Origin of the sequence: Desulfopila aestuarii DSM 18488, assembly GCF_900143695.1 — a bacterium.
In the GTDB taxonomy this organism is placed as follows: Bacteria; Desulfobacterota; Desulfobulbia; order Desulfobulbales; family Desulfocapsaceae; genus Desulfopila; species Desulfopila aestuarii.
Genome location: NZ_FRFE01000008.1, coordinates 46508 through 68242, shown reverse-complemented (window position 1 = coordinate 68242; position 21735 = coordinate 46508). Strand labels below are relative to the sequence as shown.

Annotated in this window: 16 protein-coding genes; 5 read left to right on the top strand and 11 right to left on the bottom strand. The window is 50.5% G+C overall.

Annotation, left to right across the window (positions count from 1 at the left end; genetic code table 11):
* Positions 1-173: 173 nt before the first annotated feature.
* The 4 genes from BUF15_RS09825 to BUF15_RS09810 all read right to left on the bottom strand — a co-directional run bounded on the left by BUF15_RS09825 (position 174) and on the right by BUF15_RS09810 (position 6854).
* Positions 174-2624: a PEP/pyruvate-binding domain-containing protein gene (locus BUF15_RS09825; RefSeq protein WP_073613301.1), complete on the bottom strand. Its 2451-nt coding sequence runs from the start codon at positions 2622-2624 to the stop codon at positions 174-176.
* Positions 2624-3181, bottom strand: coding sequence for a hypothetical protein (locus BUF15_RS09820; RefSeq protein WP_073613300.1), 558 nt, complete (start codon positions 3179-3181; stop codon positions 2624-2626). The genes BUF15_RS09825 and BUF15_RS09820 overlap by 1 nt, the downstream gene beginning before the upstream one ends.
* A 56-nt stretch (positions 3182-3237) precedes the next feature.
* On the bottom strand, positions 3238-4350 hold the full coding sequence (locus tag BUF15_RS09815) for a sulfite exporter TauE/SafE family protein (RefSeq protein WP_073613399.1): 1113 nt from the start codon (positions 4348-4350) through the stop codon (positions 3238-3240).
* 635 nt (positions 4351-4985) lie between these two features.
* The gene (locus tag BUF15_RS09810; protein ID WP_073613299.1) at positions 4986-6854 is read right to left on the bottom strand and encodes an ATP-binding protein; all 1869 of its coding nucleotides are present in this window, start codon (positions 6852-6854) and stop codon (positions 4986-4988) included.
* A gap of 334 nt (positions 6855-7188) precedes the next feature.
* Between BUF15_RS09810 and BUF15_RS09805 the strand changes: the two genes are divergently transcribed.
* Complete coding sequence (locus BUF15_RS09805) at positions 7189-7950, top strand: substrate-binding periplasmic protein (protein WP_073613298.1); 762 nt, start codon at positions 7189-7191, stop codon at positions 7948-7950.
* Positions 7951-8100: 150 nt separating this feature from the next.
* On the opposite strand, the gene ppnP is transcribed toward BUF15_RS09805, so the two are convergent.
* From ppnP to BUF15_RS09770, 7 genes are all read right to left on the bottom strand, one after another.
* Positions 8101-8412: a pyrimidine/purine nucleoside phosphorylase gene (ppnP, locus tag BUF15_RS09800; RefSeq protein WP_073613297.1), complete on the bottom strand. Its 312-nt coding sequence runs from the start codon at positions 8410-8412 to the stop codon at positions 8101-8103.
* Positions 8413-8631: 219 nt separating this feature from the next.
* The gene (locus tag BUF15_RS09795; RefSeq protein ID WP_073613296.1) at positions 8632-8970 is read right to left on the bottom strand and encodes a hypothetical protein; all 339 of its coding nucleotides are present in this window, start codon (positions 8968-8970) and stop codon (positions 8632-8634) included.
* Between the two features lie 87 nt (positions 8971-9057).
* Entirely contained in the window at positions 9058-10458 is a 1401-nt protein-coding gene (locus BUF15_RS09790; RefSeq protein WP_073613295.1) for a hypothetical protein, read from the bottom strand.
* Between the two features lie 99 nt (positions 10459-10557).
* Positions 10558-11298 carry a hypothetical protein gene (locus tag BUF15_RS09785; RefSeq protein WP_073613294.1) on the bottom strand — a complete coding sequence of 247 codons (741 nt, stop codon included), beginning with the start codon at positions 11296-11298 and terminating at the stop codon, positions 10558-10560.
* Positions 11299-11969: 671 nt separating this feature from the next.
* Positions 11970-13226, bottom strand: a complete 1257-nt coding sequence (gene sstT, locus BUF15_RS09775; RefSeq protein WP_073613292.1) for a serine/threonine transporter SstT — start codon at positions 13224-13226, stop codon at positions 11970-11972.
* Between the two features lie 422 nt (positions 13227-13648).
* Positions 13649-13810, bottom strand: a complete 162-nt coding sequence (locus tag BUF15_RS27100) for a hypothetical protein (protein ID WP_159441276.1) — start codon at positions 13808-13810, stop codon at positions 13649-13651.
* Between the two features lie 336 nt (positions 13811-14146).
* Positions 14147-15345 (bottom strand): IS3 family transposase gene (locus BUF15_RS09770; protein ID WP_234981148.1). Its coding sequence is split into 2 segments (ribosomal slippage): positions 14147-15075 and positions 15075-15345, totalling 1200 coding nucleotides; the frame shifts between segments, so codons are not numbered across the junction.
* 182 nt (positions 15346-15527) lie between these two features.
* Here BUF15_RS09770 and BUF15_RS09760 point away from each other — a divergent pair.
* From BUF15_RS09760 to BUF15_RS09745, 4 genes are all read left to right on the top strand, one after another.
* Complete coding sequence (locus tag BUF15_RS09760) at positions 15528-16418, top strand: hypothetical protein (RefSeq protein WP_073613290.1); 891 nt, start codon at positions 15528-15530, stop codon at positions 16416-16418.
* Positions 16419-17100: 682 nt separating this feature from the next.
* Positions 17101-18855 carry an acetate--CoA ligase gene (gene acsA / locus BUF15_RS09755; protein WP_073613289.1) on the top strand — a complete coding sequence of 585 codons (1755 nt, stop codon included), beginning with the start codon at positions 17101-17103 and terminating at the stop codon, positions 18853-18855.
* Positions 18856-18964: 109 nt separating this feature from the next.
* Complete coding sequence (locus tag BUF15_RS09750) at positions 18965-20131, top strand: isovaleryl-CoA dehydrogenase (protein WP_073613288.1); 1167 nt, start codon at positions 18965-18967, stop codon at positions 20129-20131.
* A gap of 10 nt (positions 20132-20141) precedes the next feature.
* Positions 20142-21728: a carboxyl transferase domain-containing protein gene (locus tag BUF15_RS09745; RefSeq protein WP_073613287.1), complete on the top strand. Its 1587-nt coding sequence runs from the start codon at positions 20142-20144 to the stop codon at positions 21726-21728.
* The last annotated feature ends 7 nt before the right edge of the window (positions 21729-21735 follow it).

Below are 21735 nucleotides of genomic sequence, written 5' to 3'. Positions count from 1 at the left end.
TTACGGCAGTCAGTTCTGTTTCATTATCTAACTATTCTATGACGCTTTATTGCATTTTGAAATGCCGTTTTTACGGGCTAGGCATATATTCCTGGAAATAATCAGGAGGACCACAATAGGTTGGAAAAGAGGTCGCTTTCTGGTGGCCGGCCTGCTTTTTGGGTAGAGTCGGTCTACTTACGGGAGGGTGATGATTTCATATTGGCAAAAGCGATGAATCTTTCTGCTTCCTCTGCCGCATGCTCACTTCCGGTCATGCGCATGTCCATCATCCGCGTTTCTGCCAGTAGCAGACCCAGGCGGGTGAGGGCCTGCCGGGTTGCAGGGAGAGCGTGTCGTGAAAAATTGGCGTCGAGCATATCACCCCGGCAGCACGTTTCAAAACCGAAGGCGGTGAGAACCTGATCGATGAATTCCAGCCGGAACAGCCGTTGCTGATGCGCGGCACCACCCCCTTTAAAACGAAAATTGATATAGTTGGTTGAATCCTGCTCGCCGCAGATCGTATCGACAATGGAAAAATGGTAGCCGAAACGGATATTCAGATGCAGATATTCTTTAGCGGCAATAGCGTAGCTGGCGAGCAGCCGCGAGTCGAGTGAAAAAATTCCACCGCTTGCCTGGTCAAATCCCTCCCAATCCACATGATGCTGGCGTGTGTCCCAGTAAATTCTCGGATCTGCCATTCCTTGCCACAGAGCCCGCATGGGCAGGCTCGAAAGCTCCTCGAGGGTAATCGTGTCGTCAGGTGAAGATGTTTTACTGTTATCGAGATCAAGAACGTACATAACGAGCGGCAAATCGGTCGCGAGTTTTCGTGCGGCTCCCAAGCCTCTGCCTTTTTTACCAACCAGGCTGAACATCTCCCGGACACTTTTTTCATGACAGAAGCGGACAATATCATGAAGCGAACGACAATGTTCCGGGGTAAATGTTTCGCCGTCAGGGTCGGTCAAACCTAGCTGGGTGGTGCGGGCTGTAAGCGCTGTATATTTTTCTGTTGGAAATTCATTGTCAACGCTCTTTTTGCCTGATTGTAGCATGGCATTGACACAGCCATTGAAAATCCTGCCGGAAGCGGCGTCAACGGTGACAATCTGGTCCGCTGTGAGTTCGACCATGTCGCCGACCAGAACAGGGATGCCCCTTTCGCGGGCCACTGAGGCAAAATGACTGGCCCTGCTCCCATTTGCGGCAATGACGCCGACCATGCGGTCAAGAAACTGCGATAATGAGGGCCGAAGTGTCGGGGTGCAGACCACTGAACCTCTAGGGATATCAAGAAAAGTTTTACCTGTGGGCGCGAAAAACACGGGGCCGCAGGAAATGCCGGGTGCGGCGCAATGGAGATCGCGGTAAAGCAGGTTTTCGAGGTCGACCTCTGCGACCATCGCCGGTGGCGGATCCTTCTTCTGGAGGAGGGGGCGACTCTGGAGAACCGTCAAGCCGCTCTCGTCGAGCGCCCATTCGATATCCTGCGGGCAGCCGAAAAAGTATTCCAGTTGCAAACCCCATAGTCTGAGCTGCTCAAGTTCGGCTGCGGTTAACAGGGTATTGCCTGAAGTGAATGGTGCCCTCTGGTTATTGCGGATAAGATGATATTTTTCCGGGGTACGGGAGCCGTCAACCAGTCCCTCTGCCAGCCCCTCCACTGCGTATATCCCCAGCCGTTCCTCGCTTGCCTGAGTTGCCGGGTCGAGGGTGTACATGACTCCCGATGCTCGTGGCGAAATCATGGGAACTACCAGGGCCGCCATGGTGGTGTCACTGTCGCTTAGGCCGTGACGGATGCGGTAGCTCATTGCCCGTGGACAATATTTTCCGGCGATCACTTGTTTATAGGCCGCGACAACGTCCTCAGGAAGCACTTCAAGTTCACTGGCATATTGGCCGGCGAACGACACGCTACCGTCTTCGGCCAGGGCACTGGAGCGAACAGCTAGCAAGGTGACTGGTCCCAGCCCTTGAAGAGCGAGATCTATCTCTTTAACGATATCTGCAGGAATCTTACAGGCAAGGATCAGCTCTTGCAATTCGCCGGCGATACGAATGATCGTCTGGTGGTCGTCAGCATGGAGTTGCTCGAAGCGTTGGATAAGCTCGTCTTGCAGATGATTTTCGGAAATAACATGGTGAAAACTGTTTGCGGTAATGACAAAGCCGCGCGGTATGATGATGCCTGAGCGTCCTGCGGCTGAAAGATTCGCCGCTTTTCCGCCTGCAAGTTCGGGGTGGCTGGCTGCCTGCTGAAGTGGCAGTACATAGGGTGGATTGGCACTGACACCCGATGGCATCAGCAGTTCCCGTATCTGTGCTGCCAGCAGGGTGTGGCTGTCAGGCAGCTTCGCATATAGAGGATTCATGGCAGAGAGATGGGCTGCCATGGAACCGACGATGTCGATTATTTGTTCCGAGAGCTTACTGATCAGCAACGAATCAGCAGGGTTATGACCGGAGATATGGGATTCAAGGTCGGCCAGGAGGTCAAGGGCCTGACCATCAAGTTGCAGGATGGTTCTAAAGGACTGATATCTCTCACGCAACTGTTCGCCTGGGGCAAATACGCTCTTGAGCCAGTGTCGCCAGCGTCTCCGGATATCATTATACCCCTTGGCGGTGTTCATCAGGACTGTTGAAGTTGTTGCCCCACCAGCCGGGCCTTGGTTGTTCTATACCAGGTCATGCGGCCCATTATTGCTGAATAGAGCATTCGGGTAGCAATATAGACGAGCAGAAAAGACGGAAAATACTCAACCGTATTGCCAAGAAAGGGCAGATGAAAGGGCAGTTCCAGCGGTGCATCGACAAAACGCAGACTCAACCAGGCCAGGGCAAAGGGCATGGGCCAGATCGAGACGCAAAAAATGGCGGCGCCTAACGAGAATGAGTGGCCGAAGGCATCGAGGCCCTGCTTGTTGACCGCCTTAAAGCTTTCTTTGTCGCCGAGCTTCAGTGCGGTTTCGGATAGCTCATGGTTGTGATCCATCTTGGCCTGCATTTTTCGAATGTATTTCTTGTTGATGAAGGTCACCAGACTGGCTGACAGGTCACCGAGAAGAATACAGTAGAGTGCAAGGATAACCGTGCCGAGAAGGTATCCCGCCGATGCTGAAGGCAACCATCTGAAGGGTGCTATCAGCCAGGGATCAAGGAGAAGAAGAGCAGAGGTTATGGTGTTCATATCGAAGCTCCGGGCGCAAGGCCCGGAGCCATCCGGGGCACGAGGCCAATGTAAAATTAACCAAATATCCGGTAGTTGAAAAATCCTCGCAACACATAATCAATACCGACATAGAGCGCCAGGACGATAAACAAGCGCTTTAAGAGGATATCGGAGAAGTATTTTGAGGTTCTCGGTCCGATAACAGATCCGAGAGCGATGCCGGCAAGCTCAATACCGATCAGTACCCAGTCAAACTGCACACCTTTGGAAATGAGGGTAATGATACTGGTAATCATGCTGATCAGTACTGCCAGAGCAGAGGTGCCTGCTGCGAGATACATCGGCAGTTCGGCAACGCTGGTCAAAAACGGAACAAGCAGGAAGCCGCCGCCTACGCCAAGGAACGCAGCGATAGCAGAAATGACGATGCCACCAAGGAACGGGATCAGGGGGTTGAATTTGAATTCAACACCATAGAAGGTGAACTTGATGGAGGTGATCGATATCTCGGTAACTTTAACGCCCATTGCGGCGGTGTCGACTTTTTCACCACTCTTCTGTTTCTTCACGGAAGCCTCGAAAGCTGCGGCGGCCGCCTTGGCTTTCTTCTTGCTGGCCTGTCCGGCAGCGGAAGTCTCGTAAAACAGATAGATGCCAAGAGCAAGAACAAACAGACCGAAATATCCCTGGTACTGGGAAAAGGAGATCTTGCCGGCACTGAGGGTAACGGAGCCCCAGGCACCGAGAATGGAGCCAACACCAAGGGAGACAGCCAGGGGCACCACGAGGCGTCCCATCCGGTAATAGTTGAACGAGGAAATGAGGGCGGATAAGCCAACAAGATACTGGTTGGAACCACGGATAGAGTCGGTAACAGCCTTGTTCAGTGCCGGGGTGGTCTCTTTAAAGGATTTGGCATAGCCGCCAAGACCGAAGATGCTCATATGGCCAACGCCTGCCATAACACCGCCAAAGGCGCCAACTGTACTGAAAATCCAGCCAACCCACACTGCCCAGCAGAAAGCCAGGATCATGTTGACCTGGGGAGCGCCGGGGATACCGAGAAATCCAGCAGGTTTGGACGGGTCTATCTGACCTGGCTCAGTGCCTTGTGGAGCAGACGCGATAGCATCCTGCAGTTTTCCGGCCCAGGCGGGTTCCAGCCACATACTGACGGCGAGCGTCATGCACGCCGCAAAGAGGAATAAACGATGGTTTTTTTTCACAACAGCCTCCAGAGGTTAAGGATAATATTTCTTTATGAGCGTGACACTCGAACTTCTCAATTGATCGTATTTTCCTGCAATGCCCTCCTCTTAACGTAGATTTTGTTGACACGTTCAAGGCGCATTACTGCTCTTTAAAGTGTATTCTATAGTTTGTGAGGACATAAAAGCAAACTCTGTGCCAAAGATGAATACGCCTTTCGTTCATATTTCTTCGCACATTTTTCTTTGTAGGGATTTGAGCAATTGGCTACGCTATTTCGTAGAAAAACAATGCGTTGGTATGCGTAATTGGTGGTGATGGAATGTGCTGACGTTGGCCCTGGCAGCATCAGTGGCTCTGAAATAATGAGGATACACAAAATACGGAAGGGGGAATGTGCAACATTTTCGATGCGCCACTATCCTGACGACCTCTGGCTATGAATCCAGAGCCTGCTGTTAATGTGGCCGCAATAGAATGGTTGCACTGCAGCAGCTATGTTGCAGCATGTTGTGGCGATCCTTCAAGAGAGGCAGGATCTGAAGCCGAAGTGTTATAAACGAAACGGCCAAGGTTCGGGATATCTGCCGGCAGCTGGTGTGGGATGGACAATTCATCCTTTATCCTGATCCAGTATCTCCCTGACCTTTTTCCCCAGAGTGGTTCTGGTATAAGGTTTCTCGATGAACTTGACATCAGCATCAAGTACCCCATGATGGGCGATGATGTTTGCAGTGTATCCGGAAGTGAAAAGTACTTTTAATTCCGGATCAAACGTCAGAAGGTGCGTGAAAAGTTCTTGTCCGTTCATGTCCGGCATAATAACATCGGATATGATCAGATTGATATTTCCAGTATGCTTTCTGACCAGCTCGATCGCTTCGTTCGGCAAAGCAGCGGTCAGGACACTGTAACCCAGCCGTTCAAGCATAGTTTTGGCCATTTCCAGAACCCTGGGATCGTCTTCAATCAGCAGAATAGTCTCATCTCCCTGCAAATCTGGGGATGAAAGGTTCTCCTTCATAACCGGTTCATCATTTCCGCAGTAGCGCGGTAGATATATTTTCACAGTGGTACCTTGTCCTTGCTCACTGTAAACGTTGATAAAACCATTGTTCTGTTTGACGATGCCATAAACGGTGGCCATACCGAGGCCGGTTCCCTCACCGACCGACTTCGTGGTGAAGAAGGGTTCAAAGAGATGATCCAGCGTTTCTCTGTCCATGCCGCAGCCAGTATCGCTGATAATCAATTGGGCATACTCACCGGGGATTGCTTCCCGGTTGTTCTGGCAGTAGTTTTCGTCGATAGTAACGCGTTCGGTTGCAATCAGCAGTTGGCCTGTTCCATCGATGGCATCTCGGGCATTTATGCAGAGGTTGGCGAGGATTTGATCGATTTGCGACTGATCCATATAAATTGGCCAGAGCTCTTCGGCAGGCTTCCAGACAAGGTTGATATCTTCACCGATAAGGCGCTTCAGCATTTTCAGCATGCCGGATACCACCTCGTTGAGATTGAGTGTCTGGGGAGCAATGGGTTGATTGCGGGCAAAGGCCAGTAGTTGCCGGGTGAGATTGGCAGAACGCATGGCTGCCTTTTCAATCTCCATCAGATCAGTATGGAGGAGTTGGGGCGATTCAATATCATCCTTGGCCAGTTCAAGGTAACCAAGGATGACGCCCAGCATATTATTGAAATCGTGGGCTACACCGCCGGCTAATCGGCCTACGGACTCCATTTTCTGGGCCTGGACGAGCTGTTCCTGCAATTGCACCCGTTCTGCTTCGGCTTCGGTGATCTTTCGAACCTCGTTTTGCAGGTTTTCATGCATGAGGTTAATCGCGGCGGAGGCATTATCCAGTTCGTCGTTTTTGCTTGGCGTGCGTTTTTTTCTGTTCAATCGAAAAGGGCCGCTGGAAATGTCTGCGGCTACTCGTGTTGCATGGTCTGCCAGGTCGATCAGGTGACGTGTTACCAGACGTTGGAATAGAGTGAGGATAAAGATTGAGACCAGGAACGTTTTCAAGCCGTTGCCAATAAAAATTATGACAGCTTTCCGAATGAGACGGCTATAGACAGTATCCAGGCTGGCGACAACCTGCAGAGTGCCTATGGTAAGCTGTTTTCCCTGATAGTTGTATGGGATAGGGATTTCCATCTCAATGGTATTGTGTGAAGTTCGATCGCCGCCTGACCATGAATGCTGATCGTCGACATACACCTTCAGAAATTCCATATCCCGAATTTGCAGAATGCTGTCGATGATGATGCGGATCCCCTGGGTATCGAAGGTCCATATGGAATGGCTCAATGAGTTGATCTGGGTTGTTTTGATTTCATCAAGTTGATGCTGGAGGTCGCCTAGCTCTTTACGGTAGTCAAAAAGGAGTTGGGATGCGGTAGTCAACACGGTGATAGCAGTGCTGAAGGCAACAGTCAGGATCATAAGCCTTCGTGCAATGGGACTATGGCTGAACATGAAAACCTCCTGAGTTGATGAAGGGCATTTCTGATCCTTTTAAAAGTAATAGCATGGAACGTGTTGGTAGGTATAGCGATTTCTGGACGGAGGTGAAACGGGGCCGTCAATGATCTCTGCCAGGATGATCTTCTCTGGATTATTATGCGTTCCGGGAACATTTCAGGCCTGGTGGCTCGACTTGTTATCAGGGGATATTTCAGCTAAGCTTTCAGGTGTATCACGTGAAGTGAACATCAGGTTGGTCAAAAGCTATTAAAAGGAACGGGAAGGGGTTTGCGAATTTAGGCAGTAGGCTTTTCAAGCATATCACTCTCTCAAAAGAGGAGGCGACATGGAACGAGAATCGAAGCCGAAAAATTATATCCTGCGGTGGTTGATGACCATTATGATCCTCGTTGTAGCTCCCTGCGCTTCACTCGCCGAAGATACAACAATTCCGATTGAATATGTGTACCCCGACCAGTCGGTCTGGACAACCAAAACAGATGCTAAGGGCGTGTTGGAAAATCCCCTGCTTCATCTTGCCAAGGCGCTCTTTTCTGAGCTGCATCTTGAATGGAATGCGAAACCCTATCCGGCAGGTCGGATGTTTGAAAGACTAGAGCAGGGCACGTCGAACTTTTCTATCCTTGTAAGAGCACCAAGACTTGCGGAAAGCTGCATTTTCAGCAAAAAACCTGTGGTATTCACTGAACTACGGGTGTACCGCAAAGGTGCTTCACCAGCCATTACGGAAAAAACAGACCTGAGAGGCAAAAGCGTGATCGTCATTCGCGGTTATTCCTATGGGGGGATCGGCAAATTTCTTCGTGATCCTGCAAACAATATTGCGGTTAATGAAGCACTTCGGCATGAGGCCGCCTTTCAAATGCTCGAATATGGGCGAGCAGAGTATCTCATTGATTATACAGGGCCATCTGAGGAAATACTGATTGCTCAGCCGATTTCTGATATTGCTCATGATGTGCTCGACAGGCTGGATGTTTTTCTGGTCCTGTCAAAAAACTATCCCGATGCGGAAAACATGATGGAGCGCATGGAGAAGGCGGTGGCTTCAATTGATGTAGGCCAATGGGGGCTGCAAAGGCCTTGATGCGGTTTTTGGGCTAGGCTGCAGTATGGCAATGCATCCCAGGGCATATTTCCCTGGGATGCATTAGCATCTGTCCCCTGATCCGACCTGAATTCGTTGTGTGCACTTTTTGCGGTCGACGTCAGGAGAACATACTGATGTGGGTGTGAACTATTTCAAGAAGCTGCAGCAGTAATCGGTTATTTCCCGGACTTTCAGCTGAAAAGATGCGTTAGCTGGAACGGTAAAGTTTTCGCCTCCTTTGATGGTTTGCCAATCGGCGCCTGGCAAGAGTACCTCAAGATTGCCGGAGATGATCTCCATCAGCTCTTTATCCACTGTATTGAATGTGAATTCTCCCGGCAGCATGATACCGAGTGTTTTGCGGGAGCCGTCCGGAAAAATAACAGTTCTGCTGGTTACTTTGCCGTCAAAATAGATGTTTGCCTTTTGGACAACTGTGACATTATCAAACTGTGACATGATAAAATCCTTTTAAAAGATGTGTTTGGAATGCATTGCAACAGAAATGTGTTGGACTGGCGGGCTCGATTCTTGTATTGAACTGTTCCTTTCAAGCCGGGATTCGGAATGTAAATGGAACTGCCGAAAAAATCAGCAATGAAGAGAGCAGGGTCTTAAAAAAAATGGTGAGGGCTGCTTTGGCGCGGTTTTACGTCTGGTATAAAGATGAGATGTTTTTTATTGCGCATTGCCTGCCATCTGACGAGTCCTGATGGCTTTACAATAGATATTCTGGGCCCTGTTCATGGCATCCTGTGCCTGGCGTGCAACTCGATACGCTTCGAGAGATTTATCGTTGTTCCAGAGATTTTTCGCATTATCCAGTAGGTCGGCAGAGACTTCCAGTTGAGATTTCATACCAAACGGGTGAAAAGGGCGGCTGCGGGCCCAGTCCAGACGCCCTTCGACATCGATAATGGCATCTTCGTAATACTCCTCAAGATGTTCCCTGCGGGCAAACTGAATGAGATAATGGAAAATGATGGCAAGACATCCAACCGCAAGAATATATGTCATGGCGATATCTCCAGTGCATATGCCGGTCTTGCCAAACACAGCAGGAAACGGCAGCGTATATTTTGGGGCTTGTATTCAATGTACCTACTACTCAATATGCTCGATCTTCTTGAACCAGGCCATAAATTCTGCATCAATTGTGTCTATTGATTGACCCATATGTTTTTCAATGATGGCCACACTTTCCTTGGCCGGGGGCATCGGGCGTCCGCCGGGTGTCAGTTGCTGCAGATCCTGGTAGATAGCTTTCAGCTTACCATTTTCCTGCAAATAGAGGGTGAAATACCGTGCTGTCGCCAGCATAGTGGCCATCTGTTCGGCAGGTGGAGACTCATCATCGGTCTCATGCTGTAGATCTTTAGCCAGTTCATATTGTTCAAAGGCAAACCAGTTACTGGTGACGACCTGCTTGATGGTTGGCCGGATGTCACGATTTCTCCGCATCAGTTCGATGAGTACCTTGCCTCGCCAGTTTGGCAACCCGATGACACTATTGCCGTCAAACTTTGCGACCTCATACAGACTTGCCATGCCTTCATCGAGCCACTGCGGTGCATCGCCAAAATGTGAACGGATGGCAAGGTGGAAAAACTCATGCATGATCGTGCCGATCTGAAAACCGTCCGGTATGGCTACAAGTACCGACATGTCGTCACGAAAGGAGTAGCCGAACGTGGCACGGCTCACTTTTAAACCGTGCAGCTCCAGAGCCAGATCAACCAGTTCTTCAGAATAGGGCACCATATAAACCGTAACATAAGACCCTGGCAGGGAAATTCCATATTGCTGCTCAAGAAAATCAAGATACTTTTCAAGATAGCTAGCCATTTTATTGAGTGTTTCAGGGGATTGCCCAGAATGTGAAGCAAAAATGAACCGTTCGAAAGGAACAACAGTGAATTTTTTCACCCTGGCCTGGGTGGCCTCTGCGGCGAGATCGGGATTTCCCAAAGGGATGAGCCGTGCCTCCATCTCCTCTTTGGGGATTTCCGCTACCCGGTAGGCGGGATAGGTGTTGAAGGTCTCGTCCCTTCCCACCCAGTAATAGGTTTTACCGCTGGCTCTGGACGACGCCCCGATAAGGCTGGCAATAATCTCGACCGACCCGGCCAGGTTATTTTCAGGCAAAGGGTCGGGATCGGTCGCCCGACAGAGATTGAGTTCTTTTCGTATCAGGATATTGGCCGGTTCCGACAGTGCGTATCGATAGAGCATCCATTCCAGAACATCTCCGCCCCAAATGCGAAGCTCGGTAACCCTGCAGCCGCTTGTTCCGAGCATATAATCGACATGGGCCCTCCGGCCATAGAGTTCCTCGCGGTAACGGATGAGATGGGTGTAGGCATCCAGATATCGCCCCTCAGTCCAGGATTTTTGGCCCAGCTGGAAATCATCCTCACCAATTGCAGACAACGGAAACATGGTCAAAAGAACCCAAAAGCAGACACCAGAGAAGGTCAATTGGGAAAATAGCCATTTTCTAGACATTTTTCTCCTCCTTTGGTTCAGTGACCTTGTATCTGCTTCAGTGTATGCATTCATTGCAGAATAGGTCTTTTACCTGTACTAGAGATGCTCCCCGCCAAACTACTTTTTACTGCCTTTTTCAAAAGGCGATATCGGCATATCGTTTTGACCAATGGGAGCCGCATCGAGCATGTCAGAAGTTGGCGAACCGGGATGAGGAAGCGCGGTTGATGACTCCGGAACGCTTCCCGGCAGATCCAGTACTCCGGTTTTCGAACTACCGAGAGCATATAACGCCAGATAGACTGGTCGATCCTGAATCTGGTAATCAAATTTTACCGTAAGGGTGACAACCATCAGAATCGTCCCCAGCGTGGCCAGGATAATTCCGGGGGAACTGCTTGTCAGCATCACCTTGAAACCACCGGATTCCCCTGACAACTGACTTGACTCCTCCTTTAAGCGGCCAAGAATGAAAAAGGCGCCGACCATGGCCAGTACCATGCCGACCAGAAAGCCTGTCTGTCGGGTCCAGGTGCGCAGCAGAAGGGTCGCGTTGATTTGCTGGTAACGCATGCGGATAACGTCCTGTTCCAGGGAGACCAAGGTTTTCCACTGCACATATCCAAGCTGGCTTCGTTGACTTTCCGGTAGAGTATTTTCCAGCTGTTCCAATCGGTCGGGTTCTATTGGGCTGCCACTTCGCAGATCCTGATAGAGGAGATGGTATTGAACAAGGCTAACCAGGAAAAAAAAGAGTACCAGAGTTACGAGTCCACCACGCATGAGTGGGATCATTCGCCGTTGCCATTGTTCGACAGCCATATCTGGGTGCTTGCCGCTAACTTGCTTTGGTTCCATGCCTTACCTCCTGACGTTTTCTATCAAGGGTACCCACCTAAGCGCTTTGCTTATTTATGAGTTGCAGATTGCTTCAGCGGGGTTTGTTATGATTTGCATATCTGCATGACATCATTGACAATGTAAACCAGATCCGGCACTGATGGGGATGGATGCACACAATCTATAAAAACCTAACATAAACAGTATAGCAGATGAAGAGGTGTTAACGACAGGCGTACGCGTTAAAAAATAACGTGTTGAAAAAGCGCGGTAGTTATGCTGGTGGAGTGAAAGCATAGCAATTGGCGATGTATCTTTTTTTTGAAAACATCAGACTGCTTTTAAGGATACAAGCTAAAGGCCACAAAGCTAAAGAAGCTGATGGAAGGTTTCAGCTTAGAGAGGATCCCGAATGGTATATCACTGATCTTGACTCTAGAAAAGCCGGTATAGAGCGCTCCGCTACTCTCTATCCTGGAGAGAATGTCGTAAATTCCAATCTTTAGCGTGGTCAGTCCCACACACACAATCTTCCAATCTCAATGCGCTCCATGAGTCAGAGAACTCCGAACTCTGACTCATGGTTATCTGTCCTGTAACTGACAAATGCGCAGCTTGAAAATCGGGATTACTTCTCTCGCTTGCTACAGTATCGGGCTAATCCTGCAGCAAGGTGTTTGTAAGAAAAATTACGAACGCACTGTCTCAACAGATTGCTTTGCAACTACAGTAGTTGAGCAGTCGGATGCATAATCGGCCGCTGCGGTAAAGATAACATCTGTAGAACTATTGAGTGCAGTTTCAGCAGAATCCTGAATGACTCCAATAATAAAACCCACAGCAACAACTTGCAGGGAAATATCATTGGGGACCCCGAAAAGACTACAGGCAAGAGGAATCAACAAAAGGGAACCTCCGGCGACACCCGAAGCACCGCAAGCCGATACGGTTGAAACGAGGCTTAACAATAATGCCGTTGGCAGGTCAATCTGGATGCCAAGGGTATTGACAGCAGCAAGTGACAGTACAGTAATGGTGATTGCTGCACCGGCCATGTTAATGGTCGCCCCGAGGGGAATTGAGACCGAGTAGGTGTCTTCATGGAGGTTCAAACGCTTACAGAGATCCATATTCACAGGAATATTTGCTGCTGAACTTCGGGTGAAAAATGCCGTCACCCCGCTTTCGCGCAAACAGGTAAAGACCAGAGGGTACGGATTTCGTCGGGTTACGAAAAAAACAATAATTGGATTCACTACAAAAGCTATGAGCACCATTGAACCAAGTAATACAGCCAGCAAATGGGTATAGCCAGCCAATGCAGAAAAACCAGTTGTTGCAATGGTTTTTGCAACTAAACCAAAGATACCGATTGGAGCTATACGAATAACTATTTTTACAATACCAGAAATTGCTGTAGCGCTGGAGTGTAGTAGTTCCTTAACACTCTCAGCACTATGTCGAAAGAAGATACCAAGAGCAATGGCCCAGGCAAGGATGCCGATGAAGTTACCAGTCGCCAGGGCATGAACCGGATTATCGACAATCTTAAAGACAAGAACGTGAAGAATCTGGCCAATACCACTGGGAGGCGTCTGGCTAATATCGGATGAAACAAGAGAGAGCGTGGTCGGCATGAGAAAGCTCATGGTTACTGCTGTGAGAGCTGCCATGAATGTACCGAAAAAATACATGATGATAATCATCCGCATATTGGTCTGGGTGCCTTGATTTTGCCTGGCAATGGAATCCATAACAATGACAAAGACAAGAATAGGAGCAACAGCTTTTAATGCTCCCACAAATATGTCTCCCAAGATTCCACTTGAGATAGCGAATCCCGGGGAGAAGACAGCCAAAGCTATACCCGCAAGAATACCAACAATGATCTGTTGTACCAGGCTTCCAGATGCCAATTTTTTTATTATACTCAAGTCATTACCCATTTTAGATTTACCAGTGTTGAGATTTGTTTGTACTCAAAGAATGTCAAGTCTAAACCAATAGTGCAGGGCGGAGATATAATCGTAAATAGATGTATATGTCAATGCGAAGAAAAATAATGATTAAAAAACTAAATATGACTTGCTGTTATTGATGTAATTTGCAATTTGTGCAGGTGTGGTTGAGAGCCATCGGCCGAATGAACTCCTGTCACGAGGTAATGCTCTATGTTGTAGTCAGGATGTGAGGCGAGGTGGGTGGCCAATTTCAATCTCAGTAACTTCAACATACAACCTCACTTGATAGATCTACTGTTCGCCCACATTATATGTAAATTGTCACTGCTGTCCAGAAATAGGACAGACTTGAAAATTGGAAGCCTATAATCCGAGCAGTTACTGTTCTGAAAACAGATTTTCCGGGATCAGGTTCCCATGTTCACCTCTATCTTGATGATGGCTGTCCAAGACCTGGCAGCATTAGCTGAATCACAGGAGGAGACGGCGGCTGCCCAAATGGATCGTGAAGCTACTTCCCGATAGATAAAGAGATTGAGGCGCAGCATCGTCGTTGCCCGATTGGACATTGACCAACCAAACTTGGAAAGGTATTGCAGGTACTTGAGGAGTAGCAAGGTAATCAAGGCTGTTCAAATCGGAATACGTAGCGCATTTTCGTTAGTACCGATAAAGGTTTTCACCTTCAAGTGCTGCTTGAGATTCTTGAAGAAAATTTCTATCTCCTAACGATCTTTGTAGATAGCGGCAGTGAATGGTACTGGCACCAAACTCAGATTTATCTTCAGTAAGACATCCGAAGGGATTCGGCTCAGATTTTTACAGGTTGTGACAGTTCTCATTCTGCTGCAAATGTTCACAGGCGGTGTGACTGCGGTCGGTCGTCAATAACGGACACCAAAGCCTTAGGTTGAACTTTGCTTTTTGAAAAACTGTTGCTCATAGACCGCAGGTGACAGATAGCCCAATCTTTTCTGGCGCCTTTGGCGATTGTAGAAAATTTCTATGTACTCCGTGATTTCCTGCATTGCTTCACGCCTGGTGACGTCGCGACGATGGTATATTAACTCGTTCTTCAATACTCCCCAGAAGCTCTCAATGGGAGCGTTGTCATAGCAATTACCACGGCGACTCATAGAAGCTCGCATACCAAATTGGTCAAGCAATTTTCTATACTCCAGGGCGCAATACTGGCTGCCCCGATCTGAATGATGAACTAATCCTGGAGCTGGACGTTTGGCCGCTATGGCACGAAAAAGGGATTGGTAGACTAAGCTCTTGGTCATTCTCTCTCCCATCACATACCCGACAATTTCTCCTGTGAAGAGATCCTTATGGCCTGCAAGATACAGCCAGCCTTCAGCGGTAGCAATGTATGTCAGATCTGTAACCCAGGCTTGATTGGGAGCGTTAGCCTCGAATTTCTGCTCAAGAACATTCTCGGCAATCGGCAGAGCATGGTTGGAGTTCGTTGTCGCCTTAAACTTTTTCACCTGCTTGCAACGGATGCCGTGTTCTTTGCGGATACGCTTGATCCGGTGCACGCCGACCTGAATCCCATGCTCGGCAAGATCGCTTTGTAATCGTTCCGGGCCGTAGGTTTCCCGGTTTCTTTTGTGAGCCGCCTTGATCTCGAAGACAAGCCGTGCCTCTTCTTCCTGGCGTGGGGACTCTGAACGCTGCAGCGAGGCATAGTAGCCGCTTGGCGATACGTCCAATACCTGGCAGAGAAGAAGCACCGCAAACTCGGATCGTAGCTCTGTAATCATCGCGTACCGTGCAGCGACTCCTTGGCAGGTAAGCGAGCTTGCGAGACTCCGAAGTACGCGGCGGCTTTTTTTAGAATGTCGCGCTCCTGCTTGACGTGAGCCAGCTCTCGTTTGACTCTATCGAGTTCTAATTCGATTTCGGTCAGTGGCCGTTGCTGTCCGCCGATCTCGCCGAGTTTGCCGGCCTTGAATGCTCTTACCCAGCTCTCAAGAGTAGATTTTGGCAGTGCGAGCCGGCGTGAGGCCTCGTAGGAAGAAATGCCGCCTCCGACAACTAATTTTACCGCCTCATCCCGAAATTCCTTTGAGTAGCGGCCGTTGATACGTTTGGTCATTGAGACACCTCCATGTCGTGGGATTTGAAACATTGGTGTCCGTTTTATTCAACTTACCCCACCTGTAACTATGTATCATGGCAGGACATATAAATTATTTTTCAAATCTGCTAAAGAACTAAACAGTTCTTCCGATAAGAGACAATACGGATGTTTATGTCTTTGATTCAAGGAGGAACAGCATGAACAGTCTAGCACACAACATACCTTTTTCAGCATTGCCTTCACGGCAAAACCCTCTGTCGGATTACCGCTCGGCCGGATATGTTCAACAGCAGTCGATCAAGGCCCGGGAGAGTCTGGAAGCCGGTCTCGTCATCCAGACCAAGGATGGCGACCAGGTCACCCTTTCATCCAGCAGTTTTACCCAGATGGACGCCTTTTTGTACAATAGCAAAGGGTATGTCCAGAACGAAAATGGAACCGCCGCCTTCGGCACATCCCATCGCGAACTCACCCTCGCCTCAGGCCAGAGCTTTTCATTTTCCGTGGAAGGCAGTCTCAGTGAAGAGGAACTGAAAGATATCGAAAATATCCTCAAAGGAATCGATGGGGTCATCTCCAAGATGACCACGGGTGACATGGCCGCAGCCATGGACAAGGCCATGACAATGGGCGGCTATGACTCTGTCTCAGCCTATTCCGCAGATATCAGCTACCAGCAATCCTACGAGATGAACTCGGTGGAAGCAGCCACCGCAACCCGGTCATTGGCATCCTTGCATGACACCGAACCACAACCGGCTGTTGCTCCTGCAAGTGAAGAAATTGCTTCAGAAGACGCATTGCTTCAGCCAGCTCTGCAGGACTACGGCCTCTTCAGCGACGTTGACAGCCTGTTTAACAGGATTGTAGAGCAGGTTGAGCAGTATAACGACAGAATCATTGGTCTTGCCCGCAAGCCGGTCAATCAGCTTTTTGGTCATCACCTTCTGCAACGTGATGATGAGGCTGGCGAGCAGTTTGTCGATACTCTGGGAGCGGTTATGGCAGAGGTAGACTCCTTTATTGAGAACAAGATGAGCACACTGTTTGACCAGCTGCTCATCGATGTGGAAGAACAGGCCGAGTGACAAGAAACTCGGCAAAATTTCAAATATTGACAAAAGAAAAGGGGCTGCCCAGTATGTGGCAGCCCCTTTTCTTTTAAGCGCACCTTCCTCTGCTGGTTCTCCCGGCACGAGAAAGGCTCTTCTTCGTCGTTGCTCCTTGCTGTAACTCTATTTCCTACCCCGCATATGTCATGGTCATCGAGGGCTGTTTATGAATTTATGATTATTTTCAAAATATTTGTGATATCCATGAGGGGTTTGCCCATGTGCAATCCCCCGGCTATCACTCAGAGTACCTGCTAGCCTTCAGCTGCAAAGGCCGCTGATTCCGGAGCCTTCGCTTAAGAAAGATTCTATGAAATGTACTATGTTATTGAGTTATTACGGTTGAGTTGGTTGTTAAATGAACGATGGAGACGGTAACGATGCTATAAGAAATATCTAGTGACAAGGTAAAGAATTTTAGAAAAACTGAGACTAATGATGTTTCCTAACCAGGTAGGACTTCACCTGCCAACATGGCCTACCTATTTTGCAGGGTTTCTTGACTGTTCGTCCTGATGTTTCGTATTCTAAAGTATACATCCTAAATTCTGGTTTTCGGTAAACGTCCATTCACAGGACAGGTATCTGATCATAAAGTGTCCAATGGGACGAGAGCAGATATCTGGGAACATACCGAGAAAAGATAGGAGGTGCGAACATGAAGTGGACCGCAATCAGAAAGGACCCAGGATCGCCCAAACAATCTCCCCACCTATCAGATTATCAGGCGACCCTTGCCGATTTTTCCTGGGATAACATTCGTCGGGAGTTACCATCTCTTCCTGGTAAGAAAGGTTTCAACATCGCCCATGCCGCAGTGGACTGTCATGCAGAAGGGCAGCTTGCAAAGCATGTTGCGCTGCGCTGGCTGAGCCAAAGTGACAGGGTGGAACGTTTTACCTACGGCGAGCTGAAAACGCTGACCAGCCGTTTTGCCAATGTCCTGCATATGCTGGGTCTCGGTAGAGGTGACACGGTCTGCACGCTTACTGGCAGGATTCCTGAACTCTATATCGCAGCCCTTGGCGCCCTAAAGAACACCAGTGTCTTTTGCCCGCTTTATTCCGCCTTTGGTCCCGAGCCGATATATCAGCGTATGAGCAGGGGTGATGCAAAGATTTTGATCACTACTCGACGACTCTATCGTGAGAAAGTGGCAAAGCTTTTGAATCGACTGCCCTTACTACGGTATGTGCTGCTGGTGGATTTGGAGGAACATGAAGACAGCCGCTTGCTATCGCTTCCCCGATTGATGGCGAAGGTGCAGGATACCTTTACCATTCCGTCCACCGATCTTGAGGATATTGCTCTATTACATTTTACAAGCGGCACCACGGGTATGCCAAAGGGTGCGCTCCATGTTCATGGCGCTGCCCTGACCCATTACCTAACCGGTAAGTATGTCCTTGATTTTCACGCTGATGATGTCTTCTGGTGTACGGCAGACCCCGGCTGGGTAACCGGCACATCATATGGCATTCTTGCACCACTCCTGCACGGGATTACCAATATTGTTGACGAAGCCGATTTCGATGCCACCCGCTGGTGTAATATTCTCGAATCGCAAAAGGTCAGCGTCTTGTATACCGCGCCTACGGCGATCCGCAGGTTGATGCGCCTTGGGGCTGAGCCGGTGAAATCGTATAACCTCAGTCATCTGCGGCTTGTTCAAAGTGTCGGGGAGCCATTGAATCCCGAAGCGATTGTCTGGGGGCAAGAGGCGCTCGGAATGCCGATTCATGACAATTGGTGGCAGACGGAAACGGGCGGCATTATGATCGCAAACTTTCCCGCCATGGAGATTCGACCAGGCTCCATGGGGCGACCGCTGCCCGGTATCGAGGCTGCCATTGTCAGGAGGTCGGAGGATGGCGGTGCTGAAGAGATTGAGACGCCTGGCACCCAGGGAGAGTTGGCGCTTCGACCTGGTTGGCCGTCCATGTTTCGCGGTTATCTGCACGATGAGGAGCGCTATCGCAGTTGTTTTGCCAGTGACTGGTATCTGACCGGGGATCTGGCCAAAAGAGATGGGGACGGTTACTTCTGGTTTGTTGGCAGGGCTGATGACATCATCAAGACTGCGGGCCATATGGTCGGGCCATTTGAGGTGGAAAGCGTGCTCATGGCCCACCCGGCAGTAGCTGAAGCCGGGGTTATCGGCAAACCTGACCCGGTGGTAGGGGAGCTGGTGAAGGGATTTGTCTCACTCAAATCGGGATTCGAGGCAAGTGATGCGTTGCGTCTTGAACTCATAGCTTTTACTAGGAAGATGCTCGGTTCTGCAGTTGCACCACGTGAAATTGAGTTTAACCAGCATTTGCCAAAAAACAGAGCCGGTAAGATAATGCGGCGATTACTGAAGGCCAGGGAGCTTGGTCTGCCTGACGGTGATCTCTCGACCATGGAGGAGTGATAACAGCCGGCAATGTCGTGCTGAAAAGACCACAATTTTCTATTCCTGACAGGCTGTGATATGCTGTAATCAGCAATGATTATTGCGGATATGCTGATGGAGGATACGTATGGCACGACGAACCGGACTGGACTTCGGGTTGGGCGAGACGGTCAACCTGCTGCGCGACACGGTAGAGGAATTTTCCCAGCGGGAGATAGCACCGATTGCTGCTGCGATTGACCGGGAAGACGTTTTTCCACGGGAACTGTGGAACCGCATGGGTGGTCTGGGGCTGCTCGGCATCACCGCCCCCGAGGAATACGGCGGCGCCAACATGGGCTATCTCGAGCATGTGGTGGCCATGGAAGAACTAAGCCGCGGTTCTGCCGCTGTTGGCCTTGCCTACGGAGCTCACTCCAATCTCTGTGTCAATCAACTCACCTTGAACGGCACTGCCGAACAGAAAGCAAAATATCTGCCACGCCTTATCAGCGGCGAGCATGTGGGGGCGCTGGCCATGAGTGAGGCAGGCTCGGGCTCCGATGTGGTTTCCATGCAGCTGCGGGCGGTGGCCAAAGGCGATCGTTTCATTCTCAATGGGACCAAGATGTGGATCACCAACGGGCCGGTCGCTGATCTACTGATTGTCTACGCAAAAACTTCACCGGAAAAAAAGCAGCGGGGAATTACAGCCTTTCTCATTGAAAAGGGGATGAACGGTTTCGCTACCGGGCCAAAGCTGGACAAGCTGGGGATGCGTGGCTCCGCGACCTGCGAGCTGATTTTCACCGACTGCGAGGTGCCGGCCGAAAATATACTCGGTCATCTCGATGAAGGGGTCAAGGTACTGATGAGTGGTCTTGACTACGAACGGCTGGTCCTGGCCGGTGGTCCGCTTGGCATCATGGCCGCCTGCATGGATCAGGTACTGCCCTATATTCACGAACGCAAACAGTTCGGACGTTCCATCGGTGAGTTCCAGTTGATGCAGGGCAAGATCGCCGATATGTACTCCACCTGGAACGCCTGTCGTTCCTATGTCTATATGGTGGCCCAGGCTGCCGATCGGGGATCGCCGATCAGAAAGGATGGGGCCAGCGTCATTCTCTACTGTGCCGAACGGGCCACCCGGCTGGCGCTTGAGACCATTCAGATATTCGGCGGCAATGGTTACATCAACGAGTACCCGGCGGGGCGACTGTTACGGGATGCCAAGCTCTACGAGATAGGTGCTGGTACCAGCGAGATTCGCCGGATGCTGATCGGTCGGGAAATCTTTCAGGAAACGGCATAGAGGAAGGTGTATGACCCGACTGACATCGCATATCCGCACCGACAGTGCCGAGTTTCAGGCAAATAGCCGATCGATGGAGAAACTGGTTGCCGACCTTGAAGAGAAGGTGGCCGCGATTGCTCGTGGAGGCAGTGAGGGCGCCCGGCAGAAGCACGTGCAACGGGGAAAACTCCTGGTGCGGGACCGCATCACCGCACTTCTCGATCCCGGTTCACCCTTTCTGGAGCTCTCGCAGTTTGCGGCTTACGAGATGTATGGTGGCAATATTCCCGCCGCTGGAATCGTCACCGGTATCGGCCGGGTGGCAGGCCAGGAGTGCGTGGTGGTGGCCAACGACGCCACGGTGAAAGGCGGTACCTATCTGCCGATGACGGTGAAAAAACATCTGCGGGCCCAGGAGATTGGGCTGCAGAACCGGTTACCCTGTATTTACCTGGTGGATTCGGGCGGAGCCTTTCTCCCCGAGCAGGACCGGGTTTTCCCCGATCGCGACCATTTCGGCCGCATTTTCTACAACCAGGCGATCATGTCTTCGGCCGGGATCGCCCAGATTGCAGTGGTGATGGGTTCATGCACCGCGGGTGGCGCCTATATCCCCGCAATGGCCGACGAGTCGGTAATCGTCCGGCAGCAGGGTACCATTTTCCTGGGCGGTCCACCGCTGGTTAAAGCCGCCACCGGCGAGGTGATCAGTGCCGAGGATCTTGGTGGCGCCGATGTCCACTGCCGGGAATCGGGTGTGACCGATCACTATGCGGAAAACGATCACCATGCCCTGGCGCTGGCCCGGAGGATCATGGGAACGCTTAACCGCCAAAAGGTGGTGGATATCCCTGTTCGTGAATCTCGGCCGCCACACTATGATCCGAAGGAATTGGCAGGGGTGATTCCGGCTACTGTCCGTACTCCTTACGATGTGCGGGAAGTGCTCTGCCGGTTGGTTGACGAGAGTGAATTTGATGAGTTTAAGGCACTGTTCGGCACCACGCTGGTCTGCGGCTTTGCGCATATCATGGGTTATCCGGTGGGGATTATCGCCAATAACGGGGTGCTCTTTTCCGAATCGGCAGAGAAGGGCTGCCATTTTATCGAGCTCTGTTGTGCGCGGAGAATTCCCCTTGTTTTCCTCCAGAATATCAGTGGGTTTATGGTGGGCGGCAAGTACGAGCAGGGTGGTATTGCCAAACACGGGGCCAAGATGGTCATGGCGACCTCGTGTGCCAGAGTACCGAAGTTCACAGTGATCATTGGTGGTAGCTTCGGTGCCGGCAACTACGCCATGTGTGGACGGGCCTACGAGCCGCGTTTTGTCTTCAGCTGGCCTAATAGCCGGATTTCGGTGATGGGCGGCGAGCAGGCAGCCAACGTACTGGCCGAGGTGCGGCAGGGGGGGGATTCACCGGACGAACTCGAAGTCTTCAAACAGCAGATCCGTGACCAATATGAGCACCAGGGCCACCCCTATTACGCCAGCGCCCGCCTCTGGGACGACGGAATTATCCAGCCGGCGGATACCCGGATGGTGCTGGGCCTTGCCATATCGGCGAGCCTCAACGCGCCGATCGAAGCCACCCAATTCGGGGTTTTCCGCATGTAAGTGAGTG

Bases quoted from the DNA above. Each gene is read 5' to 3' on its own strand.
- ppnP (WP_073613297.1), bottom strand. From the start codon at position 8,412: ATGTCACAGTTTGATAATGTCACAGTTGTCCAAAAGGCAAACATCTAT.
- BUF15_RS09820 (WP_073613300.1), bottom strand. From the start codon at position 3,181: ATGAACACCATAACCTCTGCTCTTCTTCTCCTTGATCCCTGGCTGATA.
- BUF15_RS27100 (WP_159441276.1), bottom strand. From the start codon at position 13,810: ATGTCCAATCGGGCAACGACGATGCTGCGCCTCAATCTCTTTATCTAT.
- BUF15_RS09815 (WP_073613399.1), bottom strand. From the start codon at position 4,350: ATGACGCTCGCCGTCAGTATGTGGCTGGAACCCGCCTGGGCCGGAAAA.
- BUF15_RS09785 (WP_073613294.1), bottom strand. From the start codon at position 11,298: ATGGAACCAAAGCAAGTTAGCGGCAAGCACCCAGATATGGCTGTCGAA.
- BUF15_RS09745 (WP_073613287.1), top strand. From the start codon at position 20,142: ATGACCCGACTGACATCGCATATCCGCACCGACAGTGCCGAGTTTCAG.
- BUF15_RS09795 (WP_073613296.1), bottom strand. From the start codon at position 8,970: ATGACATATATTCTTGCGGTTGGATGTCTTGCCATCATTTTCCATTAT.
- BUF15_RS09750 (WP_073613288.1), top strand. From the start codon at position 18,965: ATGGCACGACGAACCGGACTGGACTTCGGGTTGGGCGAGACGGTCAAC.
- BUF15_RS09790 (WP_073613295.1), bottom strand. From the start codon at position 10,458: ATGTCTAGAAAATGGCTATTTTCCCAATTGACCTTCTCTGGTGTCTGC.
- sstT (WP_073613292.1), bottom strand. From the start codon at position 13,226: ATGGGTAATGACTTGAGTATAATAAAAAAATTGGCATCTGGAAGCCTG.
- BUF15_RS09760 (WP_073613290.1), top strand. From the start codon at position 15,528: ATGAACAGTCTAGCACACAACATACCTTTTTCAGCATTGCCTTCACGG.
- BUF15_RS09825 (WP_073613301.1), bottom strand. From the start codon at position 2,624: ATGAACACCGCCAAGGGGTATAATGATATCCGGAGACGCTGGCGACAC.
- BUF15_RS09805 (WP_073613298.1), top strand. From the start codon at position 7,189: ATGGAACGAGAATCGAAGCCGAAAAATTATATCCTGCGGTGGTTGATG.
- BUF15_RS09810 (WP_073613299.1), bottom strand. From the start codon at position 6,854: ATGTTCAGCCATAGTCCCATTGCACGAAGGCTTATGATCCTGACTGTT.
- acsA (WP_073613289.1), top strand. From the start codon at position 17,101: ATGAAGTGGACCGCAATCAGAAAGGACCCAGGATCGCCCAAACAATCT.